This is a genomic window from Acidimicrobiales bacterium, from assembly GCA_033344915.1.
In the GTDB taxonomy this organism is placed as follows: domain Bacteria; phylum Actinomycetota; class Acidimicrobiia; order Acidimicrobiales; family Aldehydirespiratoraceae; genus JAJRXC01.
The window spans coordinates 2,188,516-2,213,502 of record JAWPML010000001.1; the positions used below are offsets into that span (position 1 = coordinate 2,188,516).

The 24,987-nt window shown below is 70.4% G+C and carries 24 protein-coding genes; 11 read left to right on the plus strand and 13 right to left on the minus strand.

The window, feature by feature from the left end:
• Nucleotides 1-33: 33 nt before the first annotated feature.
• The gene (locus R8F63_10720; protein MDW3219070.1) at nt 34-852 is read right to left on the minus strand and encodes a L,D-transpeptidase; all 819 of its coding nucleotides are present in this window, start codon (nt 850-852) and stop codon (nt 34-36) included.
• A gap of 71 nt (nt 853-923) precedes the next feature.
• Here R8F63_10720 and R8F63_10725 point away from each other — a divergent pair, with 71 nt between their 5' ends.
• From R8F63_10725 to R8F63_10755, 7 genes are read left to right on the plus strand one after another with little or no spacing between them, the layout of a single operon-like run.
• Nucleotides 924-1,721 carry an MBL fold metallo-hydrolase gene (locus R8F63_10725; protein MDW3219071.1) on the plus strand — a complete coding sequence of 266 codons (798 nt, stop codon included), beginning with the start codon at nt 924-926 and terminating at the stop codon, nt 1,719-1,721.
• A gap of 25 nt (nt 1,722-1,746) precedes the next feature.
• A complete protein-coding gene (locus R8F63_10730) occupies nt 1,747-2,643 on the plus strand; it encodes a glucosyl-3-phosphoglycerate synthase (GenBank protein ID MDW3219072.1) in 897 nt (298 codons plus the stop codon).
• On the plus strand, nt 2,640-3,599 hold the full coding sequence (locus R8F63_10735) for a thiamine pyrophosphate-dependent dehydrogenase E1 component subunit alpha (protein MDW3219073.1): 960 nt from the start codon (nt 2,640-2,642) through the stop codon (nt 3,597-3,599). The genes R8F63_10730 and R8F63_10735 overlap by 4 nt, the downstream gene beginning before the upstream one ends.
• On the plus strand, nt 3,596-4,573 hold the full coding sequence (locus R8F63_10740; protein MDW3219074.1) for an alpha-ketoacid dehydrogenase subunit beta: 978 nt from the start codon (nt 3,596-3,598) through the stop codon (nt 4,571-4,573). Before R8F63_10735 ends, R8F63_10740 begins: the two co-directional genes overlap by 4 nt.
• Nucleotides 4,574-4,615: 42 nt before the next feature.
• Nucleotides 4,616-5,074 carry a nuclear transport factor 2 family protein gene (locus R8F63_10745; protein MDW3219075.1) on the plus strand — a complete coding sequence of 153 codons (459 nt, stop codon included), beginning with the start codon at nt 4,616-4,618 and terminating at the stop codon, nt 5,072-5,074.
• 54 nt (nt 5,075-5,128) lie between these two features.
• A complete protein-coding gene (locus R8F63_10750; protein ID MDW3219076.1) occupies nt 5,129-6,880 on the plus strand; it encodes a DUF2207 domain-containing protein in 1,752 nt (583 codons plus the stop codon).
• A 51-nt stretch (nt 6,881-6,931) separates the two neighbouring features.
• Nucleotides 6,932-7,957 (plus strand): potassium channel protein, encoded by a 1,026-nt coding sequence (locus R8F63_10755; protein ID MDW3219077.1) that lies wholly within the window; start codon nt 6,932-6,934, stop codon nt 7,955-7,957.
• 9 nt (nt 7,958-7,966) lie between these two features.
• On the opposite strand, the gene R8F63_10760 is transcribed toward R8F63_10755, so the two are convergent.
• Entirely contained in the window at nt 7,967-9,862 is a 1,896-nt protein-coding gene (locus tag R8F63_10760; protein MDW3219078.1) for an alkyl sulfatase dimerization domain-containing protein, read from the minus strand.
• A 31-nt stretch (nt 9,863-9,893) separates the two neighbouring features.
• Here R8F63_10760 and R8F63_10765 point away from each other — a divergent pair, with 31 nt between their 5' ends.
• Nucleotides 9,894-10,427, plus strand: a complete 534-nt coding sequence (locus R8F63_10765; GenBank protein ID MDW3219079.1) for a DUF1697 domain-containing protein — start codon at nt 9,894-9,896, stop codon at nt 10,425-10,427.
• Between the two features lies 1 nt (nt 10,428).
• Here the strand turns inward: R8F63_10765 and R8F63_10770 are convergent, their stop codons facing one another.
• The gene (locus tag R8F63_10770; protein MDW3219080.1) at nt 10,429-13,173 is read right to left on the minus strand and encodes a vitamin B12-dependent ribonucleotide reductase; all 2,745 of its coding nucleotides are present in this window, start codon (nt 13,171-13,173) and stop codon (nt 10,429-10,431) included.
• 338 nt (nt 13,174-13,511) lie between these two features.
• Here R8F63_10770 and R8F63_10775 point away from each other — a divergent pair, with 338 nt between their 5' ends.
• Nucleotides 13,512-14,255, plus strand: coding sequence for a dihydrofolate reductase family protein (locus R8F63_10775; GenBank protein ID MDW3219081.1), 744 nt, complete (start codon nt 13,512-13,514; stop codon nt 14,253-14,255).
• Between the two features lie 2 nt (nt 14,256-14,257).
• Here R8F63_10775 and R8F63_10780 read toward each other — a convergent pair whose 3' ends face one another.
• Nucleotides 14,258-14,629 carry a LysM domain-containing protein gene (locus R8F63_10780; GenBank protein MDW3219082.1) on the minus strand — a complete coding sequence of 124 codons (372 nt, stop codon included), beginning with the start codon at nt 14,627-14,629 and terminating at the stop codon, nt 14,258-14,260.
• Nucleotides 14,630-14,861: 232 nt separating this feature from the next.
• Here R8F63_10780 and lexA point away from each other — a divergent pair, with 232 nt between their 5' ends.
• A complete protein-coding gene (lexA, locus tag R8F63_10785; GenBank protein MDW3219083.1) occupies nt 14,862-15,497 on the plus strand; it encodes a transcriptional repressor LexA in 636 nt (211 codons plus the stop codon).
• 15 nt (nt 15,498-15,512) lie between these two features.
• Here the strand turns inward: lexA and dapE are convergent, their stop codons facing one another.
• Genes dapE through R8F63_10830 form a run of 9 tightly spaced genes read right to left on the minus strand, consistent with a single transcriptional unit; the run spans nt 15,513 to nt 24,426 of the window.
• Nucleotides 15,513-16,592: a succinyl-diaminopimelate desuccinylase gene (gene dapE / locus R8F63_10790; GenBank protein MDW3219084.1), complete on the minus strand. Its 1,080-nt coding sequence runs from the start codon at nt 16,590-16,592 to the stop codon at nt 15,513-15,515.
• 27 nt (nt 16,593-16,619) lie between these two features.
• On the minus strand, nt 16,620-17,444 hold the full coding sequence (locus tag R8F63_10795) for a 2,3,4,5-tetrahydropyridine-2,6-dicarboxylate N-succinyltransferase (protein MDW3219085.1): 825 nt from the start codon (nt 17,442-17,444) through the stop codon (nt 16,620-16,622).
• Between the two features lie 10 nt (nt 17,445-17,454).
• Nucleotides 17,455-18,078 (minus strand): hypothetical protein, encoded by a 624-nt coding sequence (locus R8F63_10800; protein MDW3219086.1) that lies wholly within the window; start codon nt 18,076-18,078, stop codon nt 17,455-17,457.
• Nucleotides 18,075-19,181 (minus strand): pyridoxal phosphate-dependent aminotransferase, encoded by a 1,107-nt coding sequence (locus R8F63_10805; protein MDW3219087.1) that lies wholly within the window; start codon nt 19,179-19,181, stop codon nt 18,075-18,077. The genes R8F63_10800 and R8F63_10805 overlap by 4 nt, the downstream gene beginning before the upstream one ends.
• Nucleotides 19,178-20,563, minus strand: coding sequence for a GTPase HflX (hflX, locus tag R8F63_10810; protein ID MDW3219088.1), 1,386 nt, complete (start codon nt 20,561-20,563; stop codon nt 19,178-19,180). The genes R8F63_10805 and hflX overlap by 4 nt, the downstream gene beginning before the upstream one ends.
• Nucleotides 20,556-21,368 carry a diaminopimelate epimerase gene (gene dapF / locus R8F63_10815; GenBank protein ID MDW3219089.1) on the minus strand — a complete coding sequence of 271 codons (813 nt, stop codon included), beginning with the start codon at nt 21,366-21,368 and terminating at the stop codon, nt 20,556-20,558. Before dapF ends, hflX begins: the two co-directional genes overlap by 8 nt.
• A gap of 28 nt (nt 21,369-21,396) precedes the next feature.
• The gene (miaA, locus tag R8F63_10820; GenBank protein ID MDW3219090.1) at nt 21,397-22,317 is read right to left on the minus strand and encodes a tRNA (adenosine(37)-N6)-dimethylallyltransferase MiaA; all 921 of its coding nucleotides are present in this window, start codon (nt 22,315-22,317) and stop codon (nt 21,397-21,399) included.
• The gene (locus R8F63_10825) at nt 22,314-22,970 is read right to left on the minus strand and encodes a phosphotransferase (GenBank protein MDW3219091.1); all 657 of its coding nucleotides are present in this window, start codon (nt 22,968-22,970) and stop codon (nt 22,314-22,316) included. Before R8F63_10825 ends, miaA begins: the two co-directional genes overlap by 4 nt.
• Nucleotide 22,971: 1 nt before the next feature.
• Nucleotides 22,972-24,426 carry a MiaB/RimO family radical SAM methylthiotransferase gene (locus R8F63_10830; GenBank protein MDW3219092.1) on the minus strand — a complete coding sequence of 485 codons (1,455 nt, stop codon included), beginning with the start codon at nt 24,424-24,426 and terminating at the stop codon, nt 22,972-22,974.
• Nucleotides 24,427-24,478: 52 nt separating this feature from the next.
• On the opposite strand from R8F63_10830, the gene R8F63_10835 reads away from it, so the two are divergent.
• Nucleotides 24,479-24,868, plus strand: a complete 390-nt coding sequence (locus R8F63_10835; GenBank protein ID MDW3219093.1) for a PPOX class F420-dependent oxidoreductase — start codon at nt 24,479-24,481, stop codon at nt 24,866-24,868.
• Nucleotides 24,869-24,987: the final 119 nt, after the last annotated feature.

Below are 24,987 nucleotides of genomic sequence, written 5' to 3' on the forward strand. Positions count from 1 at the left end.
GAGATCCCGTGGGGCTCGTCGGCGGCTCTGCCGTCAGGCGACGATGTCGACGGGGGTCCCGATCGGGACGGTGTCGGCGAGCACCCGGACGACATCGTTCGGGATCCGGATGCAGCCGTTCGAGTGGGCGCCGCCCATCAGATCCGGCCGGTTCGTCCCGTGGATCGCGATCACGGGGACACCGCCGCCGAACGTGTCCATCGCCTCGGAGAAGCCGCTGAGGCTGAGGATGTAGGGCCCGTAGGCGCTGGTGTCCCACTTCTCGATGAGGTCGTTGACGAAGAAACTCCCCAGCGGCGTCGGGGTGGCCTCCTTGCCGATCACGGCCGTGGTCTCGACCACCAGATCGGCGCCGTCCCACACCGTCACCGCCCGCGCCGTGAGGTTTACCTCCGCCCGGAACCGATGCGACGTGATCTCGGCGTCCGCGGCGCGGATCCAGGCTTCCGTGCCGTTCGGGCGGACCGGGATCTGCACCTTGAGCCACTCGCCGTCATCGGTGCGATCCGTGATCATCAGCGCGAGCTGGTTGCCGAAGTAGGTCGGATTGCCGACGGCGAACTCGAACACGGCGGGCTCACCGTCGGGCGTCTCGTAGGCGTCGAGGATCGTCACCTCCTCGCGGATGTTCGCGACGAAGGTCTCGTACGGGTCCGCCGGCACGGTGGACGTCGTGACCGGCGCGGCCGTCGTCGTGGGCGGCACCGTGGACGTCGTCGTCGTGGTCGTCGTCGTCGAGGTGGACGTCGTCGTCGTCGACGCCGCCCGCGACTCCTCCGCGGTGCCGGATCCGCACCCGCCCGCGACGATGCCGACGGCCAGCAGAACAGCGAGCGCACGGCGGGGGAACATGGCAGTCATCGTAGAGAGATCATCGGCATCGAGCGTCTCCTGATGAACCCGCCACGGCTACCGTCGCTTCCGTGGAACTGGTCGAGGTCGCCGACGGCATCCTGCTCGCGCAACGCGACCCCGGCGGCTTCGGCTCGGCCAACTCCGTCGCGATCTACGACGAGGACGGCATCACGGTCGTGGATGCCTGCACGGTTCCCGCCCACGCCGCGGAGCTCGCGGACCTGCTCGCCGACACCGGCGTGCCCATCCGCCACCTCGTCTACACGTCGCCCCACATCGACCATGTCGGCGGGTCGAGCGTCTACCCGCTGGCCGCCGTCTACGGCCGCCGCGAGACCAGCGCGCTCCTCGAGCAGCCACCGAACGTCGCCGCCTACCAACACCTCGAGCCTTCGCTCGCCGCCGACTTCGCCGACCTGACGACCCGGCCCGTCTCCCACATGGTCCAGGAAGCGGCCTGGCTCACATCCCGCGTCGTCGTCGCGCCCACCCACGGGCAGACGCAGGAGAACCTGGTCGTGCAGGTCCCCGACGCGAACGTGGTCATCGCCGGCGCGATGGCGTCGTTCGGCGTGATCCCGGCCGCCTGGGCCGGCGATCCCGCGGCGTGGGCCGAGCAGCTCGACGTCCTCCTCGGCTGGGGGACGACCGTCGTGCCGGGCTACGGCGCGGTTGGTGGCGAGCCCGAGGTGCGGGCCCTCCAGCGGTACCTCCGCGCCGTCACCGAGGGCATCACCGAGGACGAGGCGTGGAGCGACTGGAGCAACCAGCGCTTCCACCCGGCGAACGTCGAACGGGCGGCCGCACTCGCGGCCGGCGACCCCTCGCCCCCGCCCACCATCCTGCGTCTCATGGGGATCGATTGACGCCACGGTTTACGCTGGGCGACCCATGACCGAGGTCCGCAGCCACTCCGCCCGCGACTTCCCGCTGCCGATGCTCCGGGACGCGAAGGGTGAGCACACCATCTCGGTCTGCATCCCGGCCCGGAACGAGGAGGCGACGGTCGGCACCATCGTCGGCGCCATCCACGAGCACCTCGCGTCCAACGGCCATTCCCTCGTCGACGAGATCATCGTGATCGACGATCGCAGCGAGGACGGCACCGCCGACGTCGCCCGGGCGGCGGGTGCCACCGTCGTGCAGGTCGCGGACGTGCTGCCCGACATCGCCCCGGGCGCCGGCAAGGGCAACGTGCTGTGGAAGAGCATCGCCGCCTGCCGTGGCGACCTGATCGTGTGGATCGACGCCGACCTGACCTCGTTCACGCCCGCCTGCGTCACCGGCCTGGTCGGCCCCCTGCTCACCGATCCCGAGATCGCGATGGTCAAGGGCTACTACGAACGCCCCGAGATCGGCGGCACCGGCGGCGGCCGCACCACCGAGCTGATGGCCCGGCCGCTGCTCGCCACCCTCTTCCCCCACCTCACCTCGGTTCGTCAGCCGCTGGGCGGCGAGTACGCGGCCCGGCGCGACATCCTCGAGCAGGTTCCGTTCAGCATGGGCTACGGCGTCGAGACCGGGTTGCTGATCGACATCGCCGCGCTGGTCGGCACGGAGCGACTCGCCCAGGTCGACCTGGGCGTGCGGGTCCACCGCAATCGTCCGCTCCACGAGCTCTCCGTGCAGGCGATGGAGATCCTCCACGTGGCCCTGCGCCGAGCCGAGGTCGAGTGGCAGGACGAGTGGAGCCACGTCCTGCTGCGCCCGGATCTCGAGCCCGTGGAAGCCCTCGTCGACGAGCGCCCCCCGCTCGCCACCGTCGCCGACTATCTCCGGCTGCGATGACGCTCGACCTCGTCGCCGCGTATCGCTGGATGCGCCTCACCCGCGACGTCGACGAGGCCATCCGCACCCTGTGGCTGACCGGTCAGGGTGTCGGCGGCACCTTCAACCAGCGAGGGCACGAGGCCGTGTCCGTCGGCCCCGCCCTGTGTCTCGACGAGGACGACGTGGTCGCCCCGATGCACCGCGACCTCGGTGCCTACCTCGTGCGGGGCATGACCCCCCACCGGCTGCTCGCCCACCAGTTGGGCCGCGCGACCGGCCCGAGCGGGGGGCGTGACGCCAACATCCACGGATGTGGTGACGTCGACCTCGGCATCATCGGGTTCATCTCCCACCTCCCCCAGTCGTTGCCGGTCGCCGTCGGCGCCGCGATGGCCTTCAAGCTCCGCGGCGAAGACCGTGTCGCCATGACCTGGACCGGCGACGGGGGCGCGGTCACCGGACTCTTCGCCGAGTCGCTGAACCTCGCCGCCCTCGACAAGGCCCCGGTGGTGATCGTCGTCGAGAACAACCAATACGCCTACTCGACGCCGATCGAGCAGCACTCGGCGAACCCCGACATCGCGGCGCGGGCGCGCGCCCACGGCGTGCACGCGGTCGACGTCGACGGAAACGACGTGGAGGCCGTCCACCACGTCAGCCGCAAGGCCGTCAACCGGGCCCGCAACGGCGGCGGCCCGACGGTGATCGTCGCGGCGACGATGCGGATGCTGGGCCACGCGATCCACGACGGGTTCGAATACGTGCCGCAGGGATTGCTGGAGAAGTGGGAACGGCGTGATCCGATCGACCGGCTGCTCGTCCGCCTCCGCGAGGAGGGCGTCGAACAGGAGCGGATCGATCGCATCGACGCGGACGTCGCCGCCGAGGTCGCCGACGCGCTCGCGTTCGCCCACGAGAGCCCGTGGCCGGATCCGGCGACGGTCACCGACGGCGTCTGGGCGGGCGACGCGTGAGCACCGGCACCTACCTTGACGCGATCAGCGCCGCGATCGTCCACGAGATGACCCGCGACGAACGGGTCCTCGTCATGGGCGAGGACGTCGCCGGCCCGTTCGGCGGGGCCTTCAAGGTGACGAAGGCCGCTGCGGAGGCGTTCTCCTCGCGTCGTGTCCGCAACATGCCGATGACCGAGCTCGGGTTCATCGGCGCGGCCAACGGCATGGCGCTGATGGGCCTGCGCCCGATCATCGAGCTCCAGTTCGCCGACTTCATCAGCTCGGGTTTCGACTCGATCGTGCAGTTCGCCTCGACCGCCCACTACCGCTGGGGCGGCGCCGTGCCGTGGGTGATCCGAGCACCGTCGGACGGGAACCTCCGGTCCGGGCCGTTCCACTCGCAGAATCCCGAAGCCTGGTTCGTCCACACCCCCGGGCTCAAGGTGGTCGCGCCGTCGACCCCTGCGGACGCGTACGGCCTCCTCCAGTCCGCGGTCCGGGACGACAACCCGGTCATCTACTTCGAGTCGAAGCCCCTGTATCGCTCCCTGAAGGGCGAGATCCCTGCCGGCGACGCCCCGGTCCCGCTCGGCGCGGCCGCCGTCGTCCGGGCCGGCAGCCACGCCACCGTCGTGACCTACGGGGCGATGCGCCACGAGGCGGTCGCCGCCGCCGACGCCCTCGCGACCGAGGGGATCGAGCTGGAGGTCATCGACCTCCGCTCGCTGAAGCCGCTCGACATGGACACCGTCACCACCTCGGTCGCGAAGACCAGCCGGGTACTCGTCGTCCATGCCGCCAACCGGCTCGGCGGTCTCGGCGCCGAGATCGCGGCGACGATCGCCGACGAGTGCTTCACCGATCTGGACGCGCCGGTCAAGCGGTTGGGCGGCCTCGACGTGCCGGTCCCGTTCAGCCCGCCCCTCGAGGACGCCTACCGCCCGAATGCCGAGACCATCGCCGCGACGGCCCGGGAGCTGTGCGCCTGGTAGGCGCGTGATGCAGACTCTGCCCACACCGAACGGGGAGATGACATGGGCCGCTGGAGTCGAGAGGAACTCGAGGAAGAGTTCGACAAGTACCAGGCACGGGCCCTGAAGGCGGCGACCAGCCACGACTGGCGCGAGTGGGCCGACCAGTTCACCGAGGACGCCACCTACATCGAGCACCACTACGGCACCCTCGGCGGGCGCGAGGCCATCTACCAGTGGATCCAGTCCACGATGGACGAGTGGCCCAACAACGAGATGATCTACTTCCCGATCGACTGGTATGTCATCGATGAGGACAAGGGATGGGTCATCGCTCGGGTCTTCAACCGCTTCGCCGACCCCGGTGACGGCTCCCTGCACCAGGAAGCCAACATCACGATCCTGCACTACGCCGGCAACGGGAAGTGGAAGTACGAAGAGGACGTCTACAACCCGGTCCACTTCGGCGAGATGGTCAAGGGCTACCTCCGCCGCAAGAAGGAGCTCGCCCCCGACGACTGATCGGCCGCCGCGGCGGTACCCGCTCGTCGCGGACCGGTCCCCTACGCTCACGCCATGCGTCCGGAGCAACGGCGGTGGCTCGATCGATTCCTCGTCCTCGTCGCCGCGGTCGTCGCCGGCGTCGTCGCCCTGATCGGCGCCCTCGTCGGGGACACCGAGCGCATCGGGGCGTACTGGATGCAGGCGGACATCGACGACACCGCCACCGTCAACGTCATCGAGGTGATCGACTACGACTTCGGCGTGATCGCCCGACGGGGCATCCTCCGCCAGATCCCCGACCTCCCGCCGACCACCGACTTCTCGGTCGAGTCACCGACCGCGCCCGACGACCTCCTCGTCCAGCCGTGGTGGCTCGGCAGCGAACTCCGAGTCGGCGACCCGAACCAGACCGTCACCGGGCGGCACCGCTACACGATCCGCTACGCCCACGACGGGCTCGTGATCGGCGACGACTTCGCCTGGAACGCGGTCGGCGACGGGTGGACCGTGAGTGCGCACGAGATCGAGGTCCACATCACCAGCGCCCGCACGCTCTCCGACCTTCGCTGCGACACCGGCGAGACCGGGGACGAGGGCGGCTGCTCGATCGAGCTCGTGGCGCCCGGCCACGCCGTCGCCCGCCACGACGAGGTGAGCCCCGGACGCTTCCTGACCGTGCGGGGCACGCTCGGCGGTCCGATCACCGCCCCCGTCGTCGCCGCGCCGACGGGGCCGGCTCCGGATCCCGGGGTCGGCGCGCTCGCGCCCTTCGTGTGGGCGGCCGTGGCCGCGGTGATCGGCGGCTTCGCCGTGTCGGCGCTGCACCGACGCGCCGGCCGGGAGTGGGTGTGGGACGGCGGCGCCGTCGATGCCGCGTTCGGGCCCGACGAGCTGGACGACGCACCGACCCGCCGGGTCGACCACGCCGAACTCGCGGAGATGACGACCATCGAGTTCGAGTCCCCCCGCGGCTACAGCGCCGCCATCGGCGGCGTGATCCACGCCGAACGGGTGAAGGACGATCACAAGATGGCCTGGCTCCTCGAGGCCGCCATCCGCGACGAGGTCGAGCTCGACACCGCCGGCGCCACACCCGAACTCCGGCGAGGTGCGGCGGAGGCGAACCCGGCAGTGGAGCGCATCCTGAAGGGGATGTTCGGGGGTTCGAGCGTCGTTCGCCTGGACTCCTACGACTCCGGGTTCACCGCCGCGTGGGGCGAGCTCGGCACGGAACTCGAGCAATGGCAGGCCGATGGTGGCTACTGGGACCGCAAGGGCGCCCGCCGGCGCCGGCTCGCCATCGCCCTCGGCATCGTCGCCACGCTCCTCGGCGGCGCGGTGGCGTTCGTGGCCGCCGGGATCGCGAACCGCAACGGCGCCGGTGCGCTCACGGCCGTCGCCATCGGCGGCCTGCTCGCCGGCATCGGGCTCGGATCGATCATCCGGGCCTGGGAGCTGCGGATCCGTACGCCCCAGGGTTCCGGCGCGTGGATCCTCGTCGAGTCGTTCCGGCGCTTCCTGCACGAGTCCGAAGCCGAGCACGTCGAACGCGCCGCGGACATGGGCCTGCTGCGGCAGTACACCGCGTGGGCCGTCGCCCTCGACGAGACGGACCGCTGGGAGCGAGCCGTGAAGGCGGCCGCCAGCGTCCCCGGTTCGCGCGTCGCGGGCATGTCACATCAGACGGCGTGGATCTACGCCGCGCCGTCGATCCGGTCGGCCCTCGGTTCCACCACCACCGCCCCCTCGTCCTCTGGCGGGGGCGGCGGTTTCAGCGGCGGAGCGGGCGGCGGCGGGGGCGGAGGCGGCGGCGGCTCCTGGTGACGCGCCGAGCCGGTGGCAGCCATGATGGGGCAGGCTCCCTAAGCTGCCGTGATGGCCAAGCTCGGGGGTCGCCGTATTCGGATCGCACAACGCGACCCGTGGGTGCGTTTCCGCGTCGGCGTGTCGTTCCTCGGACTCGTCCTCGTGGTCGGTTCGGTCGGCTACATGCTGCTCGGCCTCGGGCCGTTGGATGCCGTCTACCAGACGGTCATCACGGTCTCGACCGTCGGCTACCGCGAGATCGGCGACTTCGACCGGCAGTACGCGATCTTCACCATCTTCCTGATCCTGTTCGGGACGGGCACCGTGCTCTACACCCTCGGCGTGTTGCTCGAAACACTCTTCGAGGGCCAACTCGACGACCAGTTCCGGAGGCGCCGAATGCAACGCTCCATCGACCAACTCGAAGGGCACGTCATCGTCTGTGGCTACGGACAGGTGGGCCGGGCGATCGTCGACGAGATGCGCCGGGCCGGGCGCGACGTCGTCGTCGTCGACCGCGCCGACCTCGAGGTCGACGACTTCCCGGAGGGCGTGCACGCCGTACTCGGCGAGGCCACGGAGGACGCGGTCCTCGCCGCGGCCGGTCTGGCGCGGGCCGAGACGCTCGTCGTCGGCCTCGACAGCGACGCCGACAACCTCTTCGTCGCCCTGAGTGCCCGCAGTCAGAACGAGACGCTCTTCATCGTGTCGCGGGCGAACAGCGCCGGGGTGACCGAGAAGCTCGAGCGGGTCGGCGTGAACCGCGTCGTCAACCCCCACGAGATCGGTGGTTCCCGCATGGCCGCGATGGTGCTCCAGCCGGACGTGACCGACTTCCTCGACGTCGTCATGCACGACCGGGAGCTCGAGGTCCGCATGGCCGAGATCGAGGTGATCGCGGGGAGCCGCTATGTGGACTCGACGATCGTCGACATCCTGATGCCGGACCATCCGACCACGATGCTGGTCGCCGTTCGCCGCGGCGGGGCGTTCATCACCAACCCACCCAGCGACCTGCACGTGCACGAGGGCGACATCCTCATCGCCCTCGGCACGGACGACCACCTCCGGGCCATCGCCGCCGGCGCCGGGTGACGCGGCGACTCAGGGTTCGACGATGCCGAACTCGCTGCTGAACTGATCGAGGTTGCCGAGCAGCGTCCGCAGCGGCTCCGGGTCGTCGACGCTCACCCCGTCGAGCGCCAGGAACCCGTCCACATCGACATCACCGCGCACGGCGTGGGCCAGGTCCATCTTGGTGGACACGACCGATGCCGCGGCCCCGTCGAGCACCGTGTCGGGACGATGGTGCACGGCGCAGTTGTCGACGCCGATCGCGTGGTGTTCGTCGACGTCGGTGAAGTGCCAGTTGAGCTCGAAGGCCTCGCCGACGACGTTCTCCGCCCGGAGCCGGATGCCGATGAGCTCCACGAGCATCTCGACGTCGAGCTGATCGGTGATCGCCCGGCCACCGAACATGGCCAGCCCCTTGCTCCCGGTGCGCAGCTCCATCGCCCCCATCAGGTACGAGTCACGCCACGGTCCCGACTCGGACTGGTAGGCGAGCTGCTCGAAGGAGTCGGCCTGCAGGAGCCGGCCGGGCTCGAAGTCCGGCTCGGCGAACACGAGATGGTTGAGGATCTCGCTGCACCAGCGATAGTCGCCGGCGTCGTACGCCCGCTGTGCCTCGGCGAGCACCGACTCGGCGCCGCCCATCGCGGCCACGTAGCGGCGACCGCTCTCGGTCGGCGTGTGCCGGTTGAGGTTGGCCGGATTGCCGTCGTACCAGCCGATGTAGCGCTGGTACACCGCCTTCGCGTTGTGGCTGACGGTGCCGTAGTACCCGCGCGTGTGCGACTGGCTCGTGAAGCACTCGGGGGCCTCGAGATCCTCGGCGATCTCCCGCGGGGTGAGCCCGTGGTTGGCGCGCCGCATCGTCTGGTCGTGGAGCCAGCGGTACATGTCGCGCTGCTGCTCGAGATAGCGGGTCGCGTCGTCGTGGCCGAACCGGGGCCAGTTGTGGGTCGAGAAGAGCAGGTCCATGTCGCCGCCGAACAGGTCCAACGCCTCCTGGATGTACTTGCTCCAACTCAGCGTGTCGCGGGCCTGGGCACCCCGGAACGGCAACGTGTTGTGCATCGTGTGGGTGCAGTTCTCCGCGATGCAGAGGGCGCCGTGGTCCGGGAACATGAAGTTCATCTCGGCGGGCGCCTCGGTGCCCGGCGTGTTCTGGAAGACGACCCGCACCCCGTCGAGCACCAGCTCCGTGCCGGTCAGGCTGATCTCCTCGGTCGGCGCGACGAGGTCCGGGGTGGCGCGGGGGATGCCCTTGCCGAGCCCGCAGTCGATGTGGCCCATCGGACCGGGCGGCAGCAGCATGCCGAACTGGTAGAAGGCGCGACGTCCCATCACCGGCCCGGCGATCAGGTTCTCCGCCACTGCCTCGCGCATGAATCCCTCCGGCGCGAGGATCCGCACGTTGCCCTTGTCGACCTCCTCCGTGCTCGTCACGCCGAGGATGCCGCCGTAGTGGTCGGTGTGGCTGTGCGTGTAGATCACCGTGGTGACCGGCCGCTCGCCCAGCGTCGCGTTGGCGAGGTCGAGACACGCCTTGGCTGTGAACGAGGTGGTCAGCGGATCGATGATCACCCAGCCCTCGTCGCCCTTGATGAACGTGATGTTCGAGATGTCGTAGCCGCGCGCCTGCCAGACGTTCTCGGTCACCTCGAACAGGCCGTGGATGGCGTTCACCCGGCCGTGGCGCCACAGGCTCGGGTGCACGGTGGCGGGCGGCGCTTCCTGGTCCCGCAGGAAGTTCCAGTCGTTGGTGTTCCACGAGAGGCCGAAGGGGCCCTCGATCTCGCCCGTCTCGTGGGTGGCGATGAGACCGCGGTTGGCCCGCTCGAAATCGTCCTCGAGCTGCAGGGCCGCCGCGTGGGCGGCGTTCGCCCGGGTGGTGTGTTCGGAGGCGGGCTTCGGGTCGCGCGGATCGTCGCTCATGGCCAGCAGTATGGCCCATACACTCCGGACGATGAGTCGCCACGTAGCGCTGTTCCGCGGCATCAACGTCGGCGGCCACAACCGGGTGCCGATGGCGGAGCTGCGCCAGGTGTTCGAGACGCTCGGCTTCGAGAACGTCACGTCGATCATCCAGAGCGGCAACGTCTGCTTCGACAGCGATCTCGACGCGGCCGCGATCACCGTCGCCATACGCCGCGCCGTGGCCGCGTCGTTCGACGTCGACGTGCCGGTCCTTCTGCGGACCCGCGCCGAGATCGAGGCGGCGCTCGCCGCCCACCCCTACCCGCCCGGTGAAATCGAACCGAAGCTCCACCATGTGCTCTTCCTCGCCGACGAGGCACCCGCCGACGCGGCCGAGCTGATCGGCGATCACACCCCCAGCTCCGAGTACGAGGTGATCGGTGCCGAGATCCACGTCCGCTATCCCGAGGGCTCGGCGCGGGCAACGCTGAGCGTCGCCGAGGTCGACCGGGCACTCGACACGGTCGCGACCGCCCGCAACCTGCCGACCGTCGAGAAGATCGCGGCCGCGCTCGCCGGCTGAGTCAGCTGCAGCCGCTGGTGGTGCCGCAGTCGCCGCAGACGTAGCAGGCACCGGCGCGCTGCATCGGCACGCCACAGGTCATGCAGAACGGCGCATCCGCGGCCGCGGCAGGCGGATCCGGCGGGATCTCGGACCCCTGGACGGTCTCGGTGACCTGCTCCTCCACGCCCGGCAGCGTCGGCTGGATGCGTTCGTCGGTGGTGAGGATGCCGAGACCGGACCGTTCGTCGTGGCTCAGGTACATCACGGCGAGCTTGCGGAACAGATAGTCCATCAGGCTGTTGGCGATCCGGATCTCCGCGTCGTCCGTCATGCCCGCCGGCTCGAACCGCATGCCCACGAACGCCTCGACGAAGGCCGACAGCGGCACCCCGTACTGGAGCCCGTGGCTCAGCGAGATCGCGAAGGCGTCCATGATCCCGGCGAGGGTCGATCCCTGCTTCGAGACCCGCACGAAGATCTCGCCCGGTCGACCGTCGGCGTACTCGCCGACGGTGACGAAGCCCTTGCAGTCCGCCACGCGGAACTCGAACGTGCGCGACGCCCGCGAGCGGGGCAGCCGCTCTCGCACGGGCTCCGGTACGACCGGTGCGGACTCGCCCGGCTTCCCGTCGCCGGCCGAGAGCGGCTGGGCGACCGGCTCGCCCGGCTTCCCGTTTCCGGTCGACAGGGGTTGGGCGACCTTGCAGTTGTCGCGGTAGAGCGCCACGGCCTTGAGACCGAGCCGCCAGGACTCGATGAGCAGCAGCTCGATCTCCTCGACGGTGGCGGTCTCCGGCAGGTTCACGGTCTTGGAGATCGCGCCGGAGATGAACGGCTGCACCGCCCCCATCATCTTCACGTGGCCGAGATGGTGAATCGGGTCGGCCCCGAGCGAGCAGGCGAAGACGGGAAGGTGGGCCGGGTCGAGCCCCGGCGCGCCGACCGCGGTGTGGTTCGCGTCGATGTGGGCGACGATCGCGTCGGTCTCGTCCTTCGTGTAGCCGAGGTTGCGCAGCGCCCGTGGCACCGACCGGTTGACGAAGCTCATCGTGCCCCCGCCGACCAGCCGCTTGAACTTCACGAGCCCGAGGTCGGGCTCGACGCCGGTGGTGTCACAGTCCATCAGCAGCCCGATCGTGCCCGTGGGCGCGAGCACGCTCGCCTGCGAGTTGCGCACGCCGCCCTTCGCGGCCTGGTCGCACGCTTCGTCCCAGGCGACCCGGGCCGCCTCGAGGATCGAGGCCGGCGCGAGCTCTTCGTCGACCGCGGCCGCCGCGGCCTGGTGCTGATCGAGCACGCGGAGCATGTGCTCACGATTCTCGGCGAAGCCGGCGAACGGACCCATGCGGGCGGCGAGGCCGGCCGAGGTGCGGTACGCCTCGCCCGTCATGAGGGCGGTGATCGACCCGGCGACCGCCCGCCCGCCGTCGGAGTCGTAGGGCAGGCCGAGCGTCATCAGCAGGGCGCCGAGGTTCGCGTAGCCGATGCCGAGCTGACGGAACCGCCGGGCGTTCTCTCCGATGGCCTCGGTCGGATAGTCAGCGTTGCCGACGAGGATCTCCTGGGCGGTGAACAGCACCTGCACCGCGTGAGCGAACCCCTCCACGTCGAACCCGTCGACGTCGTTGCCATGGGTCAGGAACTCGAGCAGATTGAGCGACGCCAGATTGCAGGCTGAGTCGTCGAGATGCATGAATTCCGCGCACGGATTGCTCGCCGTGATCCGGCCGGTGTTCGCTGCGGTGTGCCAGTGGTTGATCGTGGTGTCGAACTGGATGCCGGGATCGGCGCACTCCCACGACGCCTCGGCGACCTGACGGAAGACGGCGCGGGCCTTCACGGTGTCGAGCACGGCGCCGTCGCCGCGGGCGGTGAGCGCCCAGTCGCCGTCGTCGATCACGGCCTGCATGAAGTCGTCGCTGACGCGGATCGAGTTGTTGGCGTTCTGGTACTGCACCGAGTGGATGTCGGCACCGTCGAGGCTCATGTCGAACCCGGCCGCCTCGAGCGCCCGGGCCTTGCGTTCCTCGCGGGCCTTGCACCAGATGAACTCCTCGATGTCGGGATGATCGGCATCGAGGATGACCATCTTGGCGGCGCGGCGGGTCTTGCCGCCCGACTTGATCGTGCCGGCCGACGCGTCGGCGCCCCGCATGAAGCTCACGGGTCCGCTGGCGGTGCCGCCGCCGTTGAGCAGCTCGGTGGAGGCCCGGATCCGTGACAGGTTGACGCCGGCGCCGCTGCCCCCCTTGAAGATGCGGCCCTCCTCGGCGTACCAGTTGAGGATCGAGTCCATGGTGTCGTCGACGCTCAGGATGAAGCAGGCGGAGGCCTGCTGGGGCACATCGGCGACGCCGATGTTGAACCACACGGGCGAGTTGAAGGCGGCCTTCTGGGTGACGAGCAGGTGGATCAGCTCGGCCCGGAAGGCGTCGCGTTCGGCTTCGTCGGCGAAGTAGCCGTCGCGCCCGCCCCACGTGGTGATCGTGTCGACGATGCGGCCGACGACCTGGCGCAGCGAGGACTCCCGCTCCGGCGTGTCGGGCGTGCCGCGCAAGTACTTCTGGGCGAGGATGTTGGTGGCGTTCTGCGACCAACCCACGGGCACCTCGATGTCGAGCTGCTCGAACGCCACGGAGCCGTCGCGATGGTCCGTCAGTCGGGCGTCGCGCCGCTCCCACTCGACGACGTCGAAGGGGTCGGCCCCTTCGGGGACGAACCGGCGGCGGATACCAAGCACCGCCTGATCGGGGGCGAGCGTCATGTGCGTGGTCCTTCGCGGTTGCAGGCGGGTGTCGGGCGGTGGTGGAGGGGCGAAGTGGCCGTGCGGACGGATCGACCTGGGTAAGAGGGCGGCACCATTGGCGCCGTTCTCCCCACACCCCCCGGTGCAGGACCCCCAAGGAGCGATTCCGACTCAGCTGAGCGAGACGATTGCCACCACCATCCTGGCGATCCGCACCGCACGGCGAAGCGAACCCTACGGGGGACACCATGTGAACGAAAAGGGGAGGCCATGTGGATTTCCGGGGGATATCGCCGTGGCCATCCACAGATCATCCCCATCGCGGTGGAGAACCCGATTCGGTAGGGTCCGGGCCGATGCGCCAGCTCATCCCGACCCCGATCGACGAGGTCGACCCCCTCGACCTCTACCCCGCCGACGCGCGCCCGCGACCGGCGGACCGGCCCTGGCTGATGGTCAACATGATCGCGAGCGTGGACGGGGCCACGGCGGTGGACGGCGTGAGCGGCGGGCTCGGCGGACCCGCCGACAAGGCGGTGTTTCGCGCCGTGCGGGCGAGCTGCGACATGGTGCTCGTCGCGTCGGCCACCGCGATCGCGGAGCGCTATCGGATGCCGGTCACCTCGCCCGAGGTGACGGCCCGACGGGCCGACGCCGGCCGACCGCCGGCCCCCGGACTCGCCATCGTGACCGCCAGCGGACGGATCGACCCGACGGTACCGGCCTTCGCCGAGCGGCCCGACGGGGTCGGCCCACCCCTCGTGATCACGGGCGAGGATGCCGATGCAGCGGCGCTCGCCGAACTCGATGCCGAGATCGTGCGGGTGAGCGCGCCCACACCGGAACCCACCCTCGTGCTGGCGGCGCTCGCCGAACGCGGGATCGAGGTGGTGCTGGCCGAGGGCGGGCCGTCGTTCAACGCCCGACTCCACGCGGCCGACATGATCGACGAACTCTGCCTCAGCCTCTCGCCGACCCTCGTCGGGGGGACGTCGTCGAGGATCCTGGCCGACGATGGCGGCGGCGAGCTGCATCGCCTGCGGCTGGCCCGCCTGCTCGAGGCGGACGGCCTGTTGTTCGCCCGGTACGTGCGGGCCTGAACTCAATCGACCAGCGAACCGGGGACGGTCAGGAGCTGGCCGGGCTGGAGCGAACCGGGACCGGCGATCTCCCGGAGCGCAGCCACCATCGGACGCGGGTCGGTGCCCGGGGCCAGGGTCTCGGCGATGCTCCACAGTGTGTCGCCCGGCTGGACGACCACCAGCACCGCCGCAGCGGCATCGGCCTCGGGCGTGGACGTGGCGTCGGCCGAACGCCCGAACGAGGCGATGCCGAGCACCAGGCCGACGACCACGGCGACGACGGCCAGGCGGCGGCGCCGGTACACCTCCGGGCTCACGGGGCGGACGGCCACCGGTGCATCGAAAGCGGCCCGGTCGACGAAGTGCGGTTGGGGGGCGAAGGCTGCGGTCATGGGTTCGAGTGTGCTCCTGGGGTGTGACACTCACCGGAGGAAGCGGTCCGGTCGGTGCCGATTCGGGGGTGAAGGTGCGAAATTTCACCGGGGTACTTGACGGCGAACGAATGTTTGGCGAACATGTGTGCGGCGAACAGTCGTTCGAACGTCAGTCAACCCGAACATCTGTTCGTTGTCAACAACTCACCCACAGGTTTCCCCGCAGGGGAAACCACCCCCGGAGGCGACCATGCCCGACAAGCTCACCAAGCGTCAGCGTCAGATCCTCGACGTCATCGTCGCCCACCAGACCGATCGCGGGTACCCGCCGTCGGTGCGCGAGATCGGTGAGGCGGTGGGGCTGCGCTCCCCCGCCACCGTGAAGTCACATCTCGACAACCTGCGAGACGCCGGATATCTCGTCCGCGATCCCGCCAAGCCGCGGGCGATCCAGGTCCACTACAACGGCGACGCGAACACGGCCAACACCGCCGACCGCCGTCCCGTCCGCCATGTGCCCCTCGTCGGCGACGTCGCCGCCGGCACCGACGTGCTCGCCGAGCAGAACGTCGAGGAGCTCGTGCCGATGCCGGCGGACCTCACCGGCGACGGTGAGCTGTTCATGTTGCGGGTGCGGGGCGACTCGATGATCGACCTGGGCATCTTCGACGGCGACTTCGTCGTCTGTCGCAGCCAGACCGAAGCGGCCGACGGCGACATCGTGGTCGCCGGGATCCCCGGCGAGGAAGCCACCGTGAAGACCCTGAAGCGGCGCGGCGATCAGGTCGTACTCGTGCCGGCCAACGAGCGGCTGAGCGAGATGGTGTTCACCGCCGACGAGGTCACCGTCTTCGGACGGGTCGTCACGGTGATGCGCAAGCTCTGAGCGAACGCCGCGGCGTCACACGCCGTGGGTCAGGAGATCGACCAGCGCGGCATGGGTGTCGTCGAGCCATTGCCGCTCGACGTACTCCCCCGCCGTGTGGGCGATCGTCGGGTCGCCGGGCCCGAAATTGCTGGCCGGCACGCCGCGCGCCGCGAAGAACGCCACATCGGTCCATCCGAGCTTCGCCCGCACCTCGAGACCCGAGCGGGCCACGAGCGATTCGAGCAGCGGGTTCTCGAGCCCCGGGCGCGCCGGCGGCGAGCAGTCGACCACCTCGAGGGTGTCGCCCTCGGCCAGCGCGGGCTCGAGGAGGTCGCGCACGAACGCCTCCGCCTCCTCGGCCGTGCGGTCCGGGGCGAACCGGTGGTTGATCCGGATCATCGAGCGGTCCGGGACCACATTGCCGGCGACCCCGCCCTCCACGTGCACGGCTTGCAGCGCCTCGCGGTAGGCACAACCTTCCACGATCGGCTCGCGCGGTCGATACGTGTCGATGATGTTCAGCAGCGGGCCGAGGCGATGGATGGCGTTGCGTCCCATCCACGGTCGCGCCGTGTGGGCCCGGGCCCCGACGAGGGTCACCTCGAAGCGCATCGTCCCCTGACAACCGGCCTCGATCGCCCCGAGGGTCGGCTCGCCCAGCAGGGCGACATCGCCCTCCAGCAGGTGGGGCGCCTCGGCGTCGATCTCACGCAAGCCGTTGTGGACCACGGCCACTTCCTCGCGGGCGTAGAACACATAGGTCACATCCACCGCCGGTTCGGTGACGGTGCGGGCGAGTTCGAGCATCGTGGCGATGCCACCCTTCATGTCGGTCGCACCGACACCGGAGAGGCGGTCCCCGTCGATCGTCGCCCCGACGTTGCCGTCGGGCGGCACCGTGTCGGTGTGCCCACCGAGGACGAGCCGGCGCTCGCGCCCGAGGTCAGTGCGGGCGATCAGGTTGTCGCCGATGCGATCGACGTGGAGATGACCGAGGATCCGAAGCTCCGCCTCGAGCACGTCGGTGATCGCCTGCTCCTCGAAGCTGACCGACGGAATGTCGATGAGCGCGGCGGTGAGGGCGAACAGATCCCCGCGGGGCAGTGGGCTCATCGGCGCCTCGACATGGGTCTCATTCGATCAGGTCGCGGCCCCGTGGTCGCGGAGGATCTCGTTGAGCTGCGACTTGTCGTGGCGCTCACCCGGGTTCAACCGCCGGATCACGAGCAGCGCCGGGAGCCCGAACTGGCCACCGGGGAAGTCACGCGGCCGGGTGCCGGCGACGGCCACACACCACGCCGGCACCTCGCCCCGGGCGATCTCCTCGCCGGTCTCGACGTCGATGACCGGCATCGAACCCGACAGGATCGCACCGGCGCCCAGCACCGACCCCTCGCCGACGCGGGCGCCCTCGACCACGATGCAGCGACTGCCGATCATGCATTCGTCCTCGATGATCACCGGCGCGGCCTGGGCCGGTTCGAGCACGCCGCCGATCCCCACACCCCCGCTGAGGTGGACGTTCCTGCCGATCTGGGCACACGACCCGACCGTCGCCCAGGTGTCGACCATCGAGTTCTCGCCGACATAGGCGCCGATGTTCACATAGCTGGGCATCATCACGACGCCGGGCGCCTGGTAGCTGCCCCACCGGGCCTGGGCGCCCGGAACGACGCGGACCCCGCGCTCCATGTAGTTCGTCTTCAGCGGGATCTTGTCGGCGTACTCGAACGGCGCGTTCTCGATCGTCTCCATCTTGGAGATACGGAACAGCAACAGCACGGCGTACTTGCACCACTGGTGGACGACGACGGCGCCGTCCGCACCCACCTCGGCCACCCGGGCGACACCGGTGTCGAGCTGGTCGATCGCCTCGTGGACCGTCGCGATGACCTCCGGGTCGTCGGTGTCGATGGTGTCACGGCCCTCCCAGAGGGCCTCGATACGGGACTGGAGATCGGACATGGCGGGCACCCTAGCGGCCCGGCTCGGCGGGCCACTCGCCCGCGGACCAGGGTGACGGCGGCGGGGGCGCGGCCGTGCGCGTGCGCCGTCGCGTGTCACGGATCGCGCTCACGATCGCCAGCGCGGTACCGCCGAGGACGAGGGGAAGTCCGATGATCAGCGCCGCCGCGATCGCGCCGGTGATCACGCCCGTCGGGTCGCGCCCGATGGCCACGGTGGCGTCGCCGGCGGTCACCTCGAGCCGATAGCGGCCGGGAGCGAGGTCGGCGGTGGCGATCTCGCGCCCGGAATCGCCGAACCAGTCGTAGCTGGACCCTCCGCTGCGCCCGAGCGCCACGACCTCGCCCGCCTCGTCGACCAACTGGTAGCGCAGCCCCGATTGGGACCGGCTCGAGGGCTCGATGAACAGGTCCCAGGAGACGTCCTCCTCGACCACGAATGATGCGGGTGTCTCGGCATCGGCGCGGTACATCTCGTCGACGCGATCGCGAAACGCCGGGATCCGCGCCCCGATCCACACGACGGCGACGATCCCCCCGAGGGCGACCAGGCCGACGCCGATCCAGATCCCGGGGCTGCGCCGGCGCGGTTGCGGGGTCGGACGGGTCGGCGGGGGCGGCAGCGTCGAGGTCATGCGAGCCGGGCGGCGGCTCGTTCCAGCGCGTCCGTCGGCTGCACGACCGCGAGTCGGACATGACCGGCGGACTGATCGCCGTAGAACTCGCCGGGGCTCACGATCACGCCCGCTTCCTCGGCCAGGCGCCGGGCCAGCGCCCAGGCATCGCCGCCGGGCGCCGCCGCCCAGAGGTAGAAGCCGCCGCCGGGCATCGGGACCGACACGTCGACAGCCGCGAACAACCGTCGGCCGACCTCGAGTCGCTCCCGGTAGATGTCACGCTGGGCCGCCACGTGGCTCTGGTCGCTCCACGCGGCGATCGCCGCCGCCTGGACCGGACCGGGGACGATGCATCCCGCGTGCTTGCGGACCTCACGCAGATAGCGCACGATCTCCGCGTCGCCCGCGTAGAAGCCGGCCCGCACGCCGGCGAGGTTGGACCGTTTCGACAGGGAATGGACGGCGAGCACCCCACTCGTGCCGTTCGAGAGGACGGTTCGACCGGGTCCGTCCCAGGTGAACTCGATGTAGCACTCGTCGCTCAAGACCAGCACGTCGTTCGCCCGCCCCCAGGCGGCCACCGCGTCGAGGTCGTCGAGTCCACCGGCCGGATTGCCCGGCGTGTTCACCCACAGACACAGCGCTCGGGCGGCGTCGACGGGGTCGATCGCGTCGAGATCGACGCGCCACTCGTCGTCGACCGGCACCGCCACGGCGCGGCAGCCGGCGAGCGTGGCCCCCATCTCGTAGGACGGGTAGGAGACCGCCGGGTACAGCACCGTGTCGAGCTCGGGACGGCGCAACTTGAGATAGTGCGGAGTCGACGCGACGAACTCCTTCGTGCCGATGCAGGCCGCGACCTCCGCCGCGGGATCCACGTCGACCCCGAACTCACGGGCCAGCCACGCCGCGGCTGCCCCCCGGTAGTCGAGACTCCCGATCGAGGGCGGATAGCCCCGCTCGTCCCCCGACGTCGACAGCGCCTCGATGACTGCGTCGGGGGGCGCGTCGAAAGGTGCGCCGATCGAGCAGTCGATCACCTCGCCGTGGCGCTGTTGCGCCTCGGCTCGGAGGTCGTCGAGCCGGTCGTAGGGATAGGCGGGAGGGACGAAGCCGGTCACGAATACGTCTCCTCGACCACCACATAGTCCCGGAGCGCGCCGAGCGACGACGGTTCCAAACGGGCCTTGAGTCGCATACCGGCCTCCTCCGGGGCCTCGCTGAGCACCTGCCCCTCCCGATGGACCGAGGCGAGCACGTCGCCCCGATCCCAGGGCACCAGCAGCTCGGCGAGCTCGGTCATCGAACGGACTCGGTCGCCGATCGTGGCGAGCACGAGATCGAGGTTGAACCCGGAGTGGGCGGAGACCGCCACGGATCCCTCGTAGCGGGCGGCGAGGCGCTCGGCGCCGTCGCCCCGGTCGGCCTTGTTGAACACCATCAACTCGGGCACGTCGCCCGCCCCGATCTCCTCCAGCACGTCGCGGACCGCGGCGATCGAGCCCTCCGGGTCGGGGCCGGAGCCGTCGACGACGTGCACGAGCAGATCGGCGTCCCGCACGACGTCGAGGGTCGTCTTGAAGGCCGTCACGAGCTGATGGGGCAACTTGCGGACGAACCCGACGGTGTCGGTCGCGAAGACCGTCTCGCCGCCGGGGAGCGGCAGCTTGCGGGTGGTCGCGTCCAGCGTGGCGAACAGCCGATCCTCGACGAGCACGTCGGCGTCGGTCAGCCGGTTGAGCAGGGACGACTTGCCCGCGTTCGTGTAGCCCACGAGGGCGACCGCCCGGTTGCGGGTTCGGCTCCGCGCCTTCGACTGGGTGACCCGGTGGCTCTGCACCCGGCGCAGATCGGCCTCGAGCTTGTGCACCCGGCGGACGAGGCGACGGCGATCGACCTCGAGCTGGGTCTCACCGGGACCGCGCGTGCCGATCCCGCCACCCTGCTGCGAGAAGCTCTTCCCGCTGCGCCGGAGGCGGGGCAGTCGATAGCGAAGTTGGGCGAGCTCGACCTGGGCCTTGCCCTCCAGCGTGCTCGCATTCTGGGCGAAGATGTCGAGGATCACCGCCGTGCGGTCGAGCGCGCTGCGGCCAAGGATCTTCTCCAGGTTGAACTGCTGGGCCGGGCTGAGCTCGTCGTCGAACACCACCGTGTCGCAGTCGATCGCCTCCGCGATCTCCTTGACCTCGGCCGCCTTGCCCGAGCCGATGAACGTCGCGGGGTCCGGTGACGTGCGCCGTTGATGGACCCGCTCGATCGCGTCGGCGCCGGCGGTGTCGACGAGCAGGGCGAGTTCGTCGAGCGACGCGTCGGTGAGCTCGGGATCGCCACCGTCCTGCGTCACCCCCACGAGGACGATCCGCTCCCGGAACGTGCGCTCGATGAGACCCGTGGACTCGCCGCCGTAGTCGCCGAAGGCGCCACGATGACTCTCCTCCTCCGTGGCGTCGTCCTCGATCTCGAAGAAGTCGTCGTCCTCCGGCTCGATGCCGGGGTCACGCATCGGGGACCTCGATGTCGGCGACGTGGGTGGCCGGACCGGTGAGTGTGAGCGGACCGCGGAGATCGACGAGGGCGTCTCCGCCCGGCATCCGCACGACCACCTTCGGGCCCACGAGGTCCCAGTCGTGGAAGAACTGGGCGGAGACGGTCGCGCCGCTCCCACACGCATTGGTGACCCCCGCGCCGCGCTCCCAGACCCGCACCGTCAGCTCGTTGAGCCCGGTGACGGCCACGAAGTGGACGTTGATGCCTTCCTCGAAGTGCGCCTCGATCGCCGGGCCGGCGACGGCGAGTTCGACCTCGTGGGGGTCGTCGACCTCGCAGACCACATGGGGGTTCCCGATGTCGCCGGTCTCCCACCGCTTCACCATGCGCACGGCATCGCCGACCGAGGCGAGCAGATCCTGCACGTCGGGGTCCGGGCCCGGGCACACGACCCCCATGTCGACGGTGGCGACGATGGTGTTGGGATCGGCGGTGGCGTGCACGGAACAGTGGCGGACACCCGCCGGCGTGTCGACGTCGATCTCGATGTGGGGCACGCCGCGGTCGAGGGCGATCGCCTGCGCGAAGCACCGCAGGCCGTTGCCGCTGATCTCCGCCGGACTGCCGTCCGAATTCAGCAAGCGCATCGACACCGTGCCGTCGGCCTGCTGCAGGCCGAAGATCAGACCGTCCGCGCCGATCCCGCGATGGCGGTCGCAGAGGGCGATCGCCCGCTCCCCCGCGTCGAGCGGGAGTCGGTCGGTGAGGGTGACGAGGAAGTCGTTGCCCAACCCGTGGTGCTTCGAGTAGCGGACCGGCATGGCCCTCCATTGTCGCAGGTCTTCGCGGTCATGCCCCGCGCAATCCCGATTCCCGTTGCCAGTGCTCGATCAGGGCCGCCGCGTCCACCGGCATGTCGACCCAGGTGATGCGGGGATCGCGGCGGAACCAGCGCTCCTGGCGCCGGGCGAACCGGCGGGTGCGCAGGACGGCCTCGCGCACGGCTTCGTCGCGCGACACCTCGCCGGCGACGTGACGGAGGAGTTCGCGGTACCCCAACGCCTGGGCGGCGGTACGACTCGGACCGAGCGCCGCGAGGCGGCGGACCTCGTCGAGGAAGCCCTCGTCCAACTGACGCTCGTAGCGATCGGCGATACGCCGGTCGAGCACCTCGCGGGGCCAGCGCAGTGCGACCTGGACGAACGGGCTCGGGCCGTACTCCTCCATCCCCGGTCCGAACGACGAGAACGGCCGGCCGCTGCCCACGGTGACCTCGAGGGCGCGGAGAACACGGCGCCGGTTCGTCGGCTCCATCCGGGCGGCCGCGACCGGATCGAGCTCCGCCAACCGGGCGTGCAGCCGTTCGGTGTCCGGCTCGGCGTCGAGGGCCGCGTACGTGTCCGGGAAGCGCCCGGGCAGTTCGAGATCGTCGATCACCGCCCGCAGGTACAGCCCGGTTCCGCCGACGAGCAGCGGCACCCGGCCCCGCTCACGGATGTCCGCCAGCGCGGCCCGGGCGTGGCGCTGGAACTCGCCGACGGTGAACGCGGTGTCGGCGTCGATGAGGTCGACGAGATGGTGGCGTACCCGCGACCGCTCGGCGGCCGTGGGCGAGGCCGTGCCGACGTCCATCCCCCGGTACACCTGCATCGAGTCGACGGAGACGATCTCGACGTCGCCGAGTGTCTCGGCGATCTCGAGGGCGAGCGCCGACTTGCCGGAGGCCGTCGGGCCCAGCACGACGAGCGGATGGTCGGCTCGGTTGGTCATCCCAGCAGGTGCACGAGCAGTTGGGCCGCGTCGAGCCGCCGCACATCGATGCGATCGAGGCCGTAGCCGGCGAGCATCGGGGCGACGAGGGCCGGGCCGTGGACATCGGTGACGATCGCGGCCGCCGCCGCGAGGTCGACATGGGGGTCACCGATGCCGGCGGCATGCCAGCCGGTGAACGTGACACGGCCATCGGGCGCGAACCACACCCGGTCGGCTCGGAGGCCGCCGTGGATGAACGCGGAACCCGCCGAGTCGGCCGCCGTCAGCTCGTCGTGGACCGCCAGGAGCTCGGTGTGGTCCCGGCCCGCATACGGGCCGTCCTGGGCGACGGCGAGCGGCGTCTGCGCGGCGCGGGTTCGCAGGGCGGCCGTCGACGCATCGAAGGGACAGTCGGGCACCGGCAGCCGATGGAGCTCCGTGAGCGCGGCAGCCAGAGCCTCGGCCATCGCCTCGGGGCCCAGCGGGTGACCTTCGGACGCCGCCGTTGCGTCATCGTGCATCCGGACGACGACGGCGTCCGGGCCCCGTTCGGGACGCGCCGCGACCATCTCGGGCGCCGGCGGGCGCCCGGCGAGCCAACGCAGGCGGTGCGGGTCGTCGAGCACCTCGCGCTCGCCCGGACCGAGCGGGCGCGGGTCGGCGGGCGGCATCTCAGCCGGCGACGACCGGGATCCGGGTGCGGTGGCGCGCCGCGTGGGTGACCTCGACCAGGTCGCCGAGCAGATGGTTCACGCTCGCCTCACGGATCGACACCTGCGCATAGGTGCCGGGGCGCAGCGGCGTCGGCGACGGGAAGTGCACGAGCGTGTTGCGTCGGGTCCGACCGGTGAGCACGGACGGATCCTTCTTCGACGGGCCCTCGACCGTGACCTCCTCGATGCCACCGATCCGCCGCTCGTTCGCGGCGCGGCTCGAACGTTCGATCACCAGCCGGAGCCGCTCGTAGCGCTCGACGGCCACGGCATGATCCACGAACCGGTCCTCCATCTCGGCCGCCTCGGTGCCGGGCCGGGGCGAGAAGACGAACGTGAACGCACTGTCGAACTGTGCCGCCGCGGCAACTTCCAACGTCCGCTCGAAGTCCTCGTCGGTCTCGCCCGGGAAGCCGACGATGATGTCGGTCGACACCGCCAGCCCCGGGATCGTGGCCCGGGCCGCGGCGAGCTTCTCGAGGTACCGCTCCCCCGTGTAGCCCCGGTGCATGGCCGCGAGCACGGCGTCGCTACCCGACTGGAGCGGGAAGTGCAGGTGCTCGCACGCTTCGGGTGTCTCGGCCATCGCCTCGAAGACGTCGGCCCGCATGTCCTTCGGGTGGGGACTGGTGAACCGCACCCGGTGGATGCCGTCGACCGCGCCGGCGGCGCGGATCAGGTCGGCGAACAGGGGGCGGGCCCGGCGATCCTCGAGCCAGCGCTCGCCACAGACCGCGGCGTCGTCGTCGCCCGGTTCACCCCGGCGGGCGAGGGCGAGATCGCGTCCGTAGCTGTTGACGTTCTGGCCCAGCAGGGTGACTTCGCTCACGCCGTCGGCCGCCAGCTCCTCGATCTCCCGCACCAGATCGCCGAAGGGACGGCTGACCTCCGGACCCCGCACGGAGGGCACGATGCAGAAGGCGCAGGTGTTGTCACAACCGACCTGGATGGTGACCCAGCCCGCGTGGTCGACCTCGCGCCGGGTCGGAAGGGCGGAGGGGAAGCGCTCGGCGTCCTCACGGGCCGTCGCCTCGAGGATCTCCACGATCGGGCCGTGTTCGGCGGCGTGCTCGAGCAGCTCGAGCGCCCGGTCGACATTGTGGGTGCCGAAGACCACGTCGACATGGCCGGCCCGCTCGGTGATCAGCTCGCGGTCCTTCTGGGCGAGGCAGCCTCCGACCGCGATCTGGAGATCGGGGTTCTGCTCCTTGAGCGCCTTGAGGTGACCGAGTGCGCCATAGAGCTTGTTGTCGGCGTTCTCCCGGATGCAGCACGTGTTGAGCACGACGACATCGGCGTCGGCGACGTCGTCGACCCGCGCCATCCCGTCGGCCTCCAGCAGACCGGAGATCCGCTCGGAATCGTGTTCGTTCATCTGGCATCCGTAGGTACGGATCACGTACGACTTGCCCACGGGGCAAGGCTACCGGTGCACGCCCTTCCGACCCGCCGTCTAGCGTTGACCCATGACCCCCATCGCCGCCGAGAAGTATGTCCGTCTCACCACCTTCACGAAGGACGGTCGGCGCAAGGAGTCGCCCGTGTGGATCGCCGACGTGGGTGACGGCCGGGTCGGATTCACCACCGAGCTCGACTCGTGGAAGGTCAAGCGGATCCGCAACACGCCGACGGTGGAGCTCGCTGCGAGCAACATGAAGGGCAAGGTGGAGGAGGGAGCCGAGACGGTGACCGGCACCGCCACCGTCGTGCGCGACGACGAGGCGGCGGCCACCGCGGCCGCTATCAAGGCCAAGTACGGGTTCCAGGTGACCATGATCAGGGCGATCGGCACGATCAAGGCCCGATTCGGCCGGGGCGACGACACCCCGTGCGCCGTCCTCATCAGCCTCGACTGACCGACCCCGGTCCGAAAAACAGTGGGCCGAAAAACAGTGAGTGGGCCGCCGGGGAGGGCGACCCACTCGGGAACGACTCGACGGGGGGAGGTGCCGGGTCGTTGTGCTGTTGTGACCTG

What these genes read in the sequence shown, in the direction of transcription:
- R8F63_10720 (MDW3219070.1), bottom strand. Translation starts at nt 852, where the DNA reads ATGTTCCCCCGCCGTGCGCTCGCTGTTCTGCTGGCCGTCGGCATCGTC.
- R8F63_10730 (MDW3219072.1), top strand. Translation starts at nt 1,747, where the DNA reads ATGACCGAGGTCCGCAGCCACTCCGCCCGCGACTTCCCGCTGCCGATG.
- R8F63_10735 (MDW3219073.1), top strand. Translation starts at nt 2,640, where the DNA reads ATGACGCTCGACCTCGTCGCCGCGTATCGCTGGATGCGCCTCACCCGC.
- R8F63_10745 (MDW3219075.1), top strand. Translation starts at nt 4,616, where the DNA reads ATGGGCCGCTGGAGTCGAGAGGAACTCGAGGAAGAGTTCGACAAGTAC.
- R8F63_10750 (MDW3219076.1), top strand. Translation starts at nt 5,129, where the DNA reads ATGCGTCCGGAGCAACGGCGGTGGCTCGATCGATTCCTCGTCCTCGTC.
- R8F63_10755 (MDW3219077.1), top strand. Translation starts at nt 6,932, where the DNA reads ATGGCCAAGCTCGGGGGTCGCCGTATTCGGATCGCACAACGCGACCCG.
- R8F63_10760 (MDW3219078.1), bottom strand. Translation starts at nt 9,862, where the DNA reads ATGAGCGACGATCCGCGCGACCCGAAGCCCGCCTCCGAACACACCACC.
- R8F63_10765 (MDW3219079.1), top strand. Translation starts at nt 9,894, where the DNA reads ATGAGTCGCCACGTAGCGCTGTTCCGCGGCATCAACGTCGGCGGCCAC.
- R8F63_10770 (MDW3219080.1), bottom strand. Translation starts at nt 13,173, where the DNA reads ATGACGCTCGCCCCCGATCAGGCGGTGCTTGGTATCCGCCGCCGGTTC.
- R8F63_10775 (MDW3219081.1), top strand. Translation starts at nt 13,512, where the DNA reads ATGCGCCAGCTCATCCCGACCCCGATCGACGAGGTCGACCCCCTCGAC.
- R8F63_10780 (MDW3219082.1), bottom strand. Translation starts at nt 14,629, where the DNA reads ATGACCGCAGCCTTCGCCCCCCAACCGCACTTCGTCGACCGGGCCGCT.
- lexA (MDW3219083.1), top strand. Translation starts at nt 14,862, where the DNA reads ATGCCCGACAAGCTCACCAAGCGTCAGCGTCAGATCCTCGACGTCATC.
- dapE (MDW3219084.1), bottom strand. Translation starts at nt 16,592, where the DNA reads ATGAGCCCACTGCCCCGCGGGGATCTGTTCGCCCTCACCGCCGCGCTC.
- R8F63_10795 (MDW3219085.1), bottom strand. Translation starts at nt 17,444, where the DNA reads ATGTCCGATCTCCAGTCCCGTATCGAGGCCCTCTGGGAGGGCCGTGAC.
- R8F63_10800 (MDW3219086.1), bottom strand. Translation starts at nt 18,078, where the DNA reads ATGACCTCGACGCTGCCGCCCCCGCCGACCCGTCCGACCCCGCAACCG.
- hflX (MDW3219088.1), bottom strand. Translation starts at nt 20,563, where the DNA reads ATGCGTGACCCCGGCATCGAGCCGGAGGACGACGACTTCTTCGAGATC.
- dapF (MDW3219089.1), bottom strand. Translation starts at nt 21,368, where the DNA reads ATGCCGGTCCGCTACTCGAAGCACCACGGGTTGGGCAACGACTTCCTC.
- miaA (MDW3219090.1), bottom strand. Translation starts at nt 22,317, where the DNA reads ATGACCAACCGAGCCGACCATCCGCTCGTCGTGCTGGGCCCGACGGCC.
- R8F63_10825 (MDW3219091.1), bottom strand. Translation starts at nt 22,970, where the DNA reads ATGCCGCCCGCCGACCCGCGCCCGCTCGGTCCGGGCGAGCGCGAGGTG.
- R8F63_10835 (MDW3219093.1), top strand. Translation starts at nt 24,479, where the DNA reads ATGACCCCCATCGCCGCCGAGAAGTATGTCCGTCTCACCACCTTCACG.